The sequence below is a fragment of the Pseudomonas sp. S3_A03 genome, assembly GCF_054668275.1.
This window is the reverse complement of record NZ_CP162753.1, coordinates 1972705-1983791: the sequence shown is the minus strand read 5'-3', so window position 1 is coordinate 1983791 and position 11087 is coordinate 1972705. Positions and strand designations below refer to the sequence as shown.

The following is an 11087-nucleotide window of genomic DNA, read 5'->3' as shown; positions in this document are numbered from 1 at the left end:
CAATGTTTAACCGATGGCTAATTGCAATTACTTGGCGGATTTTTCAGTTATAAAAGTTTAATAATTGTATTGATTGTTCTTGTGGGTAATGTCTTGGCGACATCACGAGATGGCAGTTTGAACCGCTAAAGCGGCATAATTAGGGCAATTATTGCGACGGTAAGTCAAATGAAAGCTAATTTTTGCGAGAAATAAGAAATATTTCATTACGATTTTGAACTTAGTCTAAACCTACCAGTCGATTGGTTTAAGAAATTAAAGGGCGGCATGTCAAACTAGTGGCTCCGTCCGGTAGTTCTAAAAGGCCATGTTTTATACAAGCTGTCATACACAACGCTTTGGTGTAGGGTCTTGAACGCATTCAGGGCGCTACTTGAGCGGTCCGTTGTTTTTTGTCTGGAGAATGTTCATGAAGATGTCCCTGTTGGGTGCCGGTTTTGTGCTGGGCGTTGCATTGAGTAGCGCGGCCATGGCGGCTGAAGCCACCGACGCTGACGCCAAGTCCGGCGCCACCGATTCCACCGTGCTGACCCAGGCCCAGGATGCCAAGGCCGCGAAAAAACAGAAGGCTGAAACCACCAAGGGTGGGCGGCCGTTGACTGGCAGCAGCGAGGCCGCGCCGAAGACCTCCAACTAACGGGGAAAACGCGATCAAAAAGTGGGAGGGAGCAAGCCCCCTCCCACAGGGTTTTCCACCGTCCTTAGAACATAGCCCCTCAGACAGTCACCCATGCCCAGCTCCTCAACCCCCATCGATGCCTGCCAACTGCACATCCCGCACACCGAACAGGTCTGCGCGTGGCTGATGCGACACGCCGGCTTGAAAACCGTTGACCTGGAGCGCGCCCGGCGCTTGTCCCAGGAGTCTGGCGACAGCCAATTGCTCGGCCTGTTGACGCGCCTGGGGCTGGTCTCCGAAGTGGAGCTGGCTCGCGCCTGGGCCGATCTGCTCGGCGCGCCGCTGTTGTTGGCGGAAGCCGCGCCGCCCTTGCTGGACCCATTGCCGGCCTTGACCGAGCGTTTCATGCGCCACTATCAAGTGGTGCCGGTGGGCTGGAGCCACGGTGGCCTGCGCGTGCTGGCGGCCAACCCTGCGCTGGTCTATCCGTTCCAGGCCATGGCCTATGCCTGCGGCGTGCCGGTGTGGCTGGCGGTGGGTCCGCGCAACGAAGTCGAAACCCTGATCGAGCGTTACTACGGCCAGGGCCGTTCGGCCATGGGCACCCTGATCGAAAACCTCGACGAGCAGGGCGGTGCGCTGGAAGACATCGAACACCTCAAGGACATGGCCTCCGAAGCGCCGGTGATCCGCCTGGTCAACCTGATCCTGCAGCGCGCCGTGGAACATCGTGCCTCGGACATTCATATCGAACCCTTCGAAAACCAGCTCAAGGTGCGCTACCGCATCGACGGCGTGCTGCACGAGGCCGAGGCGCCGCCATCCAGTTCGTCGGCGGCGGTGATTTCACGGGTAAAGATCATGGCGCGCCTGGACATCGCCGAGCGGCGCCTGCCCCAGGACGGGCGCATCATGCTGCGCATCCAGGGCAAGGAGCTGGACTTGCGCGTGTCCACGGTACCGACCAGTTTTGGCGAATCGGTGGTGATGCGCCTGCTTGACCGCCAAACCGTGCAGTTCGATTTCCAGAGCCTGGGTTTCGATGGCCGGCGCCTCGAAACCTTCCTTGAAGTGCTCGAACGCCCCCACGGCATCCTGCTGGTCACCGGCCCCACCGGCTCGGGCAAGACCACCACGCTGTACACCGCGCTGTCGCGCCTCAACACCGCCGAGCGCAAGATCATCACCGTCGAAGACCCGGTGGAATACCAGCTCGAAGGCATCAACCAGATCCAGGTCAAGCCGGCCATCGGCCTGGACTTTGCCGGGGCGCTGCGTTCCATCGTGCGCCAGGACCCGGACGTGATCATGATCGGTGAAATCCGCGACCTGGAAACCTGCCGCATCGCTATCCAGTCTTCCTTGACCGGGCACCTGGTGCTCTCGACCCTGCACACCAACAGCGCGGCGGCGAGTATCACGCGCCTGCTGGACATGGGCGTGGAAAGCTACCTGATCGCCTCGACAGTCAACGGTATCCTCGCCCAGCGCCTGGTGCGACGCCTCGACCCGGCCACCCGAGAGGCCTTTGAAGCACCGCCGCCATTGATCGCCGAACACGGCCTGGATCGCTTTACCGACCAGCGCCCGATCCTGCTCTACCGCCCCCGCGCGGATGCGCCGGGCGGCGGCTATCACGGGCGCAGTGCGATCACCGAATTGCTGGTGATGAATGACGAACTGCGTAGCCTGCTGATGCGCCAGGCCGACGCCGCCACCCTCGAACAGGCCGCGCGTCGCGGTGGCCTGCGCACCTTGCATGAAGAGGGCCTGCGCCAGGCGGTGGCCGGCGTTACCTCGCTCGAAGAAGTGCTGCGCGTCACCCGTGGTGAGGGCGCATGAGTCTGTTCAAGTACCGCGCCCTCGACAGCCAGGGCCAGCCGCAAAACGGCTCCCTGGAGGCCAAGGACCAGGACGCCGCCGTCGCCGCGCTGCACAAGCGCGGGTTGTTGTTACTGCACATCGATGCGGCCGGCGCCCAAGGGCTGCGCAAGGCGTTTGGGCGAGGCCAATTGACCGGCGCGGCGCTGGTCAGCTTCACCCAGCAACTGGCGACCCTGCTGGGGGCCGGCCAACCGCTGGAACGCTCCCTCGGCATCCTGCTCAAACAGCCCGGCCCGCCGCAGACCCGTGCGTTGATCGAGCGTATCCGCGAACAGGTCAAGGCGGGCCAGCCCTTGTCCAAGGCTCTGGAAGAAGAGGGCAGCCAGTTCTCGCCGCTGTACCAGAGCATGGTGCGTGCCGGTGAGGCCGGCGGCGCGCTGGAAAACACGCTGCGCCAACTCAGCGACTACCTGGAACGCAGCCAGTTGCTCCGAGGCGAAGTGATCAACGCTCTGATCTACCCGGCGTTCCTGGTCGTGGGCGTGCTCGGCTCGCTGGCGCTGTTGCTGGCGTATGTGGTGCCGCAGTTCGTGCCGATCTTCAAGGACCTGGGGGTGCCGATCCCGCTGATCACCGAAGTGATCCTGGGGCTCGGCCAGTTCCTCGGCGCTTATGGCCTGGCGGTGTTGGCCGGGTTGATCGTGACCGTCTGGAGCCTCGCCGCGCGGCTGCGTGATCCCCAGCGGCGTGAACGCCATGATCGACGTGTGCTGGGCCTTCGCGTGATCGGCCCGCTGTTGCAACGGGTCGAAGCCGCGCGGTTGGCGCGCACCCTGGGCACCTTGCTCAGCAACGGCGTGGCCCTGCTGCAGGCGTTGGTCATCGCGAGACAGGTTTGCACCAACCGCGCCCTGCAAGCGCAAGTCGCGCAGGCCGCCGAAGCGGTCAAGGGCGGCGGCACCCTGGCCGCCGCCTTCGGCAGCGAGCCATTGCTGCCGGACCTGGCCCTGCAAATGATTGAAGTCGGCGAACAGGCCGGTGAACTGGACAGCATGCTGCTCAAAGTCGCCGAGGTGTTCGACGTCGAGCCAAGCGCGGCATCGACCGCCTGCTCGCCGCGCTGGTGCCGTCCCTGACCGTGGTCATGGCGGTGCTGGTGGCGGTGATCATGCTGGCGATCATGCTGCCGCTGATGAGCCTGACCAGCAATATATGAACCCTCAAGGAAGCAAACCGATGCGTCAGACCCGATTCAAACCCGCCCGCCGCCAGGGCGGTTTTACCCTGTTGGAAATGCTCGCGGTGATCGTCCTGTTGGGCATCGTCGCGACCATCGTTGTGCGCCAGGTCGGCGGCAATGTGGACAAGGGCAAGTACGGCGCGGGCAAGGCGCAACTGGCCAGCCTGAGCATGAAGATCGAAAGCTACGGGCTGGACGTCGGCTCGCCGCCCAAGACCCTGCAACAGTTGGTCGACAAGCCCGGCAACAGCGCCGGCTGGGCCGGGCCATACGCCAAGCCGTCGGACCTCAAGGACCCGTTCGGTCATGCCTTCGGTTATCGCTTCCCCGGTGAGCACGGCGCGTTCGACCTGATTTTCTACGGCCAGGACGGCCAACCCGGTGGCGAAGGCTACGGCGCCGACCTGGGCAACTGGGAATAAGCCGCCCCCATGGCCAACCCTCAACGCGGCTTTACCCTGCTGGAAATGCTGGTGGTGATCGTGCTGATCAGCGTCGCGGCCGGGTTGATCGGCTTCGGCCTGCAACAGGGCCTGCGCGCCGCCAAGGAGCGCCAGGCCGTCGGGCAGATCGTCGAGGCGCTGCGCAGCACGCGGGCGCGGGCAATTGTGAGTGGTACCCCCCAAAGCACCGTCTTCGATTTACAGCAATTGAGTTTTCAAGCATCCGGGCGCCCGAAAAAACACTGGCCGGCCGACCTGCAAGTGACCCTGCACACCGCCGAACAAGCCGGTTCGGCGGTGGCGTTTTATGCCGATGGCAGCTCCACCGGCGGCAACCTGCTGTTGGCCAATGGCAGCCGGCGTTGGCGCATCGATATTGGCTGGCTCACCGGCAGCGTTCAGTCCAGGGCGTTGCCATGAAGCGCCAGCGCGGGTTCACCTTGCTGGAAATGCTCGCCGCGCTGACGCTGATGGCGATCTGTAGCACCGTGCTGCTGGTCGCGTTCGGCCAGAGCGCGCGCTCGCTGTTGCAGGTTGCCCACAGCGACCGCCTTACCCACGCCGCCGTGAGCGTGATGGATGAGCAGGGGAGTGGGCCCCTCGCCAACGGCACTCATGAGGGCGAGATGGACGGCATCGGCTGGCAGCTGCGTATTGCCCGGCAACCGAGTCGTGTCGGCCAGCCCCACCTGTATCGCCTGGACCTGACGGTGCGCGAAGGCCCGCGTCAGGCCACGTTCAGCACCCTGAAGCTGCGCACTGCCGGGAACGCTCCGTGAAGCGGCGCCAGCAGGGTTTTACCTTGCTCGAAATCATGCTCGTGCTGAGCCTGCTCGGGGTGTTGCTGACCCTGGTCGGCGGCGCGTTGCTCGGCGCCAATCGCGCGGTGCTAAAGGCCCAGCGCTACACGGTCAGCCTGGATGAAATGCGTGCCGCCCAGCAGTTCTTGCGCACCGCCATCAGCGAGTCGTTGCCGTTGGACGTGACCGAGGACGACAGCCAGGTCGATGGTTTTTTCGCCGGTGGCCCGCAGCGCATGCAATTTGTCGCGACCTTGCCCGGCGTGCTTGGCGGCGGCATCCAGCGCTTCACCTTGCAGTTGACCGGCCCCGAGGCATCGCGCGATTTACAGGTGGCGTTCGCGCAGTTTGAGTCCAAGGCGCAGGTCAGCGTGCCGGCCTCGCGCAGCGAACCGCAGGTGTTGCTCAAGGGCGTTGAGGGTTTGCACTTCAGCTATCGCGGCCTGTCGCCCAAGGGCCAGGCCACCGGTTGGATCAGTGAGTGGCCGTGGCCCAGGCGCCTGCCGTATGCGGTGCGCATCAGTGCGCACGTGAACGGGCCGGTGCCTTGGGTGACGCAAGTGATTGCCTTGCGCCTGAACCTGTCGAGCGGCTCCCCCGAATGATCAGGCATCAACGCGGTGTCGCGCTGTTGCTGGTGCTCTGGGTGCTGGCGTTGCTCAGCTTGTTGCTGGGCGGCCTCGCCGCTTGGGTGCAACTGGAAACACGCCAGGCGGCCTGGCATCGCCAGCATACCCAGGCGGTATTGGCGGCCGAGGCGGGCGTGGCGCTGGCGATGCAAGCCGTGGCCGACCCGTTGCAGCGCAAGCAGTGGATTGCCGATGGGCGTGACGTCCCGCTGGTGTTCGACGATGCGCAGTTGCACGTCAGTCTGTACAGCGAGCGTGGCAAGTTGTACCTCAACAGCGCCGAGGTGGCTGACTTTGCCCGTCTGGCCCTGGCGTGCGGTGCCACCCAGGCCCAGGCCAGGCAACTGGCCAGGGCGCTGCAAGTGCGGCGCAACCAGGGCCTGGCGCCGTTCCGGGTGGTGGAAGAAGTGCGGCAATTGCCCGGCATGACCCAAGCGCTGTACAGCGCCCTGGTGCCGCAAATCAGCCTGTGGAGCGGCCTCGACCGCCCCGACCCGGCCTTCGCCAGCCCGTTGATGCGCCACGCCCTCAACCTGCCGCATCAGAGTGCGGTGGGCGCCGACCCCGGCGAGGTGCTGGTGGTGATCAGCCGTGCACAACGCCCCGGTGGCTACCGCGCCGAAGTACAAGCCACGGTTTTATTGAGCCCCGCGCAAGGTAGCGCACAACCTTATCGAGTATTGCGTTGGCAAGAATAAATCAACACGTAACCGCGCGGCTGGAGGCGCTGGCCGCGCCGATTGCCCGGCGCTGGCGCGCCAGCCTGCTGCAACAGGGGTGGCGCTGGTGGCTCAAGGAACTGCGTGGCTGCCTGCCCGCGTGGCTGTCCTTGCACGACATCCCCGAGCACGTTTACCCGTGGCCGCTCACTGGGGCCGTGGCCAAACCCACCGGGCAGGCGCGCCAAGTGCTGTTACTGGCGCCTGATGCTGTGCTGGTGCAAACCCTGCAATTGCCACTGGCCGCCGCGCGCAACCTGTCGACGGTGGTCGGTTATGAACTGGACCGCTTCACCCCGTTCGAGGCCGCGCAGCTGTACTTCGTCGCGCGCCAGGAGCGCCGCACAGCCAGCCATTTGCAGGTGATGCTGGTGGCGATCCTGCGCGAGCGCCTGGACCGGGTCCTCAGTGACTGCGCCGCCCTCGGCCTGCAACCGCATGCCGTGGATGTGGCGGATGACACGGGCAGGCCCATGGGCATCGACTTGCTGCCGGCACCGTTGCGTCCACGCCAACGCCCGGCCGGCAAAGGCTTGCAACGCAGCCTGCCGTGGCTGTGCGGTGCCTTGCTGATTGCGGCCATGTTGCTGTGGCTCGACGACCGCCAGCGGGTGCTCGACGCCATGCAGCACAGCGTGCGCGAACAGAAAGCCGAGGTCGCCGAGGTCCAGGCGTTGCGCCAGCAACTGCTCAATACGCGGGGCGCCGCGCAGTACCTGATTCGCCGCAAAATGGCCCAGCCGCCGTTGGCCGCGTTGCTCAATGAACTGACCGCGTGCCTGCCGGCCGACACCTGGGTCGACCAGTTGGAAGTCAACGACGGCGCCCAGGTGTCTTTCTCCGGGCAAAGCGCCAAGGCCAGTGCGTTGATCACCCGTATCAAGAACTGCCACAGCCTGGAAAACGCCCAGTTCGAAGGGGTGATTCAACCCGATGCGCAAACCGGCAAGGATCAGTTCTCCTTGCGCGCCCACCTGCACCAGGAGGCCGCCGATGCGCCGACCACTGACACCCCGTGAGCGCCGTGGCGCGGCCTTGATCGGCCTGGCCGTGGTGCTCGGCGCCGCTTACTGGTTATTGATCGACAGTTGGTTCGCCGGCCCCTTGCGCGCCATGGGCGAGCAGGCCGAACAATTGCGTGAACAGCAACAGCGTTATGCCGGGGTACTGCGCCAGCGCGACAGCTTGCGCGAGCAGCTCGAACAGGCGCGGCAAGACCCGGCCAGCAGCACCAGTCTGTTGCCGGGCAATGACCCCAGCGCGGTCGCGGCCGACCTGATGCAACGCATCGTCGACCTGATCAACAGCCGCGCCGGTCTCGGTGGCGGTTGCAGCCTGACCCAGCGCATGCCGATCACCCCGGAGCAGGACGATGCCGAGCCTTATCGCCAGGTCAAAGTCAGCCTGACCCTCAACTGCGCCATCGAACCGCTGACCGCGATCCTGCATGAGCTGGAGTACCAGCGCCCGTTTCTGTTCGTCGATGAAATGAGCATCCGCCGTGGCCCGCACGCGCCCGCCACCGGAGGCGCCGGCAAACTGGTGGTGCACTTGCTGGTGCGCGGTTACCTGCAACCGGCCGGCGCGCGGCAGGTGGCCCGATGATCAACCCATTGCGCCCGATTGAGTGGGTTTTGCTCGGTCTGTCCGCCGCGTTGGGCGTGCTGATGCTGGGTATTTTGAGCAGCATCGGCGACGCGCCGCAGTGGCTGCCGGAGCCTGAGCCCGCCACCCCCGCAAATGCCGCGGCCAAGGCGCTGACCGCGCCGGATGCAAGCCTGGACAGCCTGGCCGGTACCTGGCAGGCGCCGCTGTTCAGCACCGACCGCAGCCCGGATCCTACGGTGGGCCAGGCGGCGGTCTCCAGCCTGTCGGGCCTGACCCTCACCGGCATCGTGCTGGACGGCGACCTGCGCGTGGCACTGCTCAAGCGCGCCGACGGCCCGCCGTTGAAAGTCCACCAAGACCAGACCCTGCCCAACGGTTGGCGCCTGGAACACCTGACCCCGCGCGACGCGCGCTTTGTGCTCGATGGCCGCAGGCAAACCCTGAGCCTGCGGGCCTTGCGTCTACCGCCGCCGTCGACGACGCCCCCGATTACCCTTCCTCACGAGTCCGCCCCTTGATCGATACCTACCCTGGCGCCTTGCGCACCACCGTGCTTTGCCTGGCAACCGCTATTTCCCTGGCGGGCTGCGGGACATTCCCCGACCACCTCGACCCGGACGAGGCCCTGTTGCACGAAGCGATGCAGGGTACCGGTGCGCAACGCCCGCCCGTGGATCCGGCCAGTGAACAAGCGCCGGTCAACAGCGGCCAGCCTGCGGCAAACCCTGCGGCCCAACGCCAGTTGATTCGCGGCAACCAGCAGTTCGTGCGTCAGCCCGCCGCGGCGTCGGCACTCAAGGAGGAGGGCGGTGGCGACATCGTGTTCAATTTTGCCGACCAGCCGATTGAAGCGGTGATCAACAGCGTGATGGGCGACCTGCTGCACGAGAACTACAGCATTGCCCAGGGCGTGAAGGGCAATGTGAGTTTTTCCACCTCCAAACCGGTGAACAAGCAGCAGGCGCTGTCGATCCTGGAAACCCTGTTGTCCTGGACCGACAACGCCATGATCAAGCAGGGCAATCGCTACGTGATCCTGGCGGCCAACCAGGCGGTGGCGGGCAAGCTGGTGCCGCAAATGCGCGTGTCGCAGCCCGCCAGCGGGTTGTCGGCGCGCCTGTTTCCACTGCGTTATATCTCCGCCACCGAGATGCAGAAGCTGCTCAAGCCGTTCGCCCGTGAAAATGCGTTTTTGCTGGTGGACCCGGCGCGCAACGTGCTGAGCCTGGCCGGTACGCCGGAGGAACTGGCCAACTATCAGGACACCATCGACACCTTCGATGTGGACTGGCTCAAAGGCATGTCCGTCGGCGTATTCGGCCTGCAACGCGCCTCCGTGGCCGAGCTGATGCCCGAGCTGCAAAAGATGTTCGGCCCCGACAGCGGCATGCCCCTGGCGGGCATGGTGCGGTTCCTGCCGATCGAGCGCACCAACTCGGTGGTGGCAATCTCGTCGCAGCCGCAGTACCTGAGCGAAGTCGGCGACTGGATCCACACCATCGACGAAGGCGGCGGCAACGAGCCGCAGATGTACGTGTACGACGTGCGCAACATGAAAGCCAGCGACCTGGCCAAGTACTTGCGGCAGATCTACGGCAGCGGCGCGATCAAGGACGACGCCCCGGCCAAGGTCGCCCCCGGTTTGCGCACCGCGACGCTGTCATCGCCCGGTACCAACAGCACCTCCGGCAACACCCCGGGTGGGCTGAGCAGTACGCTCAATAACCAACCCGCCGCCGATGACCAGGCGCCAGAAGCCGAGGCCGAAGAGACCGCCGAGCCAGAGGTTACCGACGGCGCTCCCGCCAAAAGCCTCGACGCCGGCACCCGCATCACCGCGCAAAAAAGCAGCAACCAACTGCTGGTGCGCACCCGCCCGGTGCAGTGGAAGGAGATCGAATCGGCGATCAAGCGCCTCGACAACCCACCGCTGCAAGTGCAGATCGAAACACGCATCCTCGAAGTCAAACTCACCGGTGAATTGGACTTGGGCGTGCAGTGGTACCTCGGGCGCCTGGCCGGCAATTCCACCAGCACCACCGTGGCCAATGCCGCCGGCAGCCAGGGCGCGCTGGGTGGTGGCGGGGCGGGGTTGGGCGCGGCGGATTCGTTGTTCTACTCCTTTGTCAGCTCCAACCTGCAAGTGGCGTTGCATGCGCTGGAAACCAACGGCCGCACCCAGGTGCTGTCGGCGCCGTCGCTGGTGGTAATGAACAACCAGCCGGCGCAGATCCAGGTGGGGGACAACATTCCCATCAGCCAGACCACGGTGAACACCGGCACCTCAGACACGACGTTGAGCAGCGTCGAGTATGTGCAGACCGGTGTGATCCTGGATGTGGTGCCGCGCATCAACCCGGGCGGGTTGGTGTACATGGATATCCAGCAGCAGGTCAGCGATGCCCAGGACCAGGCGAACGCCAACAGCGACACGCCGACTAATCCGCGTATTTCCACACGGTCGGTGTCGACCCAGGTGGCGGTGCAGAGCGGGCAGACGGTATTGCTGGGGGGGGTTGATCAAACAGGACAACGCCGACACGGTGAGCGCCGTGCCGTACCTGGGGAAGATTCCGGGGTTGCGGTGGCTGTTTGGGAGCACCAGTAAGTCCAAGGACCGTACCGAATTGATTGTGTTGATTACGCCTAGGGTCATCACCAGCAGCAGTCAGGCAAGGCAGGTGACGGATGATTATCGGCAGCAGATGCAGCTGTTGCGGCCGGAGAAAAACTGAAGGAATGCGGTTGGAAAGGTGGGCGGGAGGGCTTGCCCTGATGCCAGTCAGTTAAGCGATAGAGCGGGGAACACTGTACCTGTGGCGAGGGAGCTTGCTCCCGTGACGGCCTGACAGCCGACCTGGATGTTGGATCAGATCGAGTACATATCCATTTCTGCGGTAACGGCCACTTAGGGTTACGCCCTTACGGCGTGTCACTTTTGGAAGAGCGCCAAAAGTAACCAAAAACGCTTCGCCCCAACACTCGGCACCTCGCTTAGGCTCGGTGTGCCCGAACACAGGCTTGAATCCGTGGGCCGCCGCCATGCGCCATCCATGGCGCAGGGCGGCTAACCCGGCGTCCTGCCGGGTTACCCACGGATTCAAGCCTGCGTTCGGCCAGCGTGTTTGACGGGGCGCCTGAGATCAAGATCAAAAGCCAGAGCCAGAGCCAGAGCCAGAGCCACGGCAACAGCAACAGCGCGGGA

10 protein-coding genes and 2 pseudogenes are annotated in these 11087 nt (G+C 64.5%); all 12 read left to right on the top strand.

Going from position 1 to position 11087, the window contains the following annotated elements; all coding sequences use genetic code 11:
- Positions 1-409: 409 nt before the first annotated feature.
- A complete protein-coding gene (locus AB4O25_RS08870; protein WP_017528227.1) occupies positions 410-637 on the top strand; it encodes a hypothetical protein in 228 nt (75 codons plus the stop codon).
- Between the two features lie 93 nt (positions 638-730).
- The gene (gene gspE, locus AB4O25_RS08865; protein ID WP_017528228.1) at positions 731-2461 is read left to right on the top strand and encodes a type II secretion system ATPase GspE; all 1731 of its coding nucleotides are present in this window, start codon (positions 731-733) and stop codon (positions 2459-2461) included.
- A pseudogene (gene gspF, locus AB4O25_RS08860) lies at positions 2458-3659 on the top strand (type II secretion system inner membrane protein GspF). Before gspE ends, gspF begins: the two are co-directional and overlap by 4 nt.
- A gap of 20 nt (positions 3660-3679) precedes the next feature.
- On the top strand, positions 3680-4105 hold the full coding sequence (gene gspG, locus AB4O25_RS08855) for a type II secretion system major pseudopilin GspG (protein ID WP_017528230.1): 426 nt from the start codon (positions 3680-3682) through the stop codon (positions 4103-4105).
- Positions 4106-4114: 9 nt separating this feature from the next.
- On the top strand, positions 4115-4546 hold the full coding sequence (locus AB4O25_RS08850) for a GspH/FimT family pseudopilin (protein WP_460150768.1): 432 nt from the start codon (positions 4115-4117) through the stop codon (positions 4544-4546).
- Positions 4543-4905 (top strand): prepilin-type N-terminal cleavage/methylation domain-containing protein, encoded by a 363-nt coding sequence (locus tag AB4O25_RS08845; protein ID WP_017528232.1) that lies wholly within the window; start codon positions 4543-4545, stop codon positions 4903-4905. The genes AB4O25_RS08850 and AB4O25_RS08845 overlap by 4 nt, the downstream gene beginning before the upstream one ends.
- Entirely contained in the window at positions 4902-5531 is a 630-nt protein-coding gene (locus tag AB4O25_RS08840; protein WP_017528233.1) for a prepilin-type N-terminal cleavage/methylation domain-containing protein, read from the top strand. Before AB4O25_RS08845 ends, AB4O25_RS08840 begins: the two co-directional genes overlap by 4 nt.
- Entirely contained in the window at positions 5528-6253 is a 726-nt protein-coding gene (locus AB4O25_RS08835; RefSeq protein WP_065877615.1) for a general secretion pathway protein GspK, read from the top strand. Before AB4O25_RS08840 ends, AB4O25_RS08835 begins: the two co-directional genes overlap by 4 nt.
- Positions 6250-7293, top strand: a complete 1044-nt coding sequence (locus tag AB4O25_RS08830; protein ID WP_026067287.1) for a PilN domain-containing protein — start codon at positions 6250-6252, stop codon at positions 7291-7293. The genes AB4O25_RS08835 and AB4O25_RS08830 overlap by 4 nt, the downstream gene beginning before the upstream one ends.
- Positions 7268-7879 carry a type II secretion system protein GspM gene (gspM, locus tag AB4O25_RS08825; RefSeq protein WP_017528252.1) on the top strand — a complete coding sequence of 204 codons (612 nt, stop codon included), beginning with the start codon at positions 7268-7270 and terminating at the stop codon, positions 7877-7879. The genes AB4O25_RS08830 and gspM overlap by 26 nt, the downstream gene beginning before the upstream one ends.
- On the top strand, positions 7876-8400 hold the full coding sequence (locus tag AB4O25_RS08820; protein ID WP_460150767.1) for a hypothetical protein: 525 nt from the start codon (positions 7876-7878) through the stop codon (positions 8398-8400). The genes gspM and AB4O25_RS08820 overlap by 4 nt, the downstream gene beginning before the upstream one ends.
- Positions 8397-10617 (top strand): annotated as a pseudogene (gene gspD, locus AB4O25_RS08815) (type II secretion system secretin GspD). Before AB4O25_RS08820 ends, gspD begins: the two are co-directional and overlap by 4 nt.
- Positions 10618-11087 lie beyond the last annotated feature (470 nt).

Bases quoted from the DNA above. Each gene is read 5' to 3' on its own strand.
- gspE (WP_017528228.1), top strand. From the start codon at position 731: ATGCCCAGCTCCTCAACCCCCATCGATGCCTGCCAACTGCACATCCCG.
- gspM (WP_017528252.1), top strand. From the start codon at position 7,268: ATGCGCCGACCACTGACACCCCGTGAGCGCCGTGGCGCGGCCTTGATC.
- gspG (WP_017528230.1), top strand. From the start codon at position 3,680: ATGCGTCAGACCCGATTCAAACCCGCCCGCCGCCAGGGCGGTTTTACC.
- AB4O25_RS08870 (WP_017528227.1), top strand. From the start codon at position 410: ATGAAGATGTCCCTGTTGGGTGCCGGTTTTGTGCTGGGCGTTGCATTG.
- AB4O25_RS08820 (WP_460150767.1), top strand. From the start codon at position 7,876: ATGATCAACCCATTGCGCCCGATTGAGTGGGTTTTGCTCGGTCTGTCC.
- AB4O25_RS08845 (WP_017528232.1), top strand. From the start codon at position 4,543: ATGAAGCGCCAGCGCGGGTTCACCTTGCTGGAAATGCTCGCCGCGCTG.
- AB4O25_RS08850 (WP_460150768.1), top strand. From the start codon at position 4,115: ATGGCCAACCCTCAACGCGGCTTTACCCTGCTGGAAATGCTGGTGGTG.
- AB4O25_RS08835 (WP_065877615.1), top strand. From the start codon at position 5,528: ATGATCAGGCATCAACGCGGTGTCGCGCTGTTGCTGGTGCTCTGGGTG.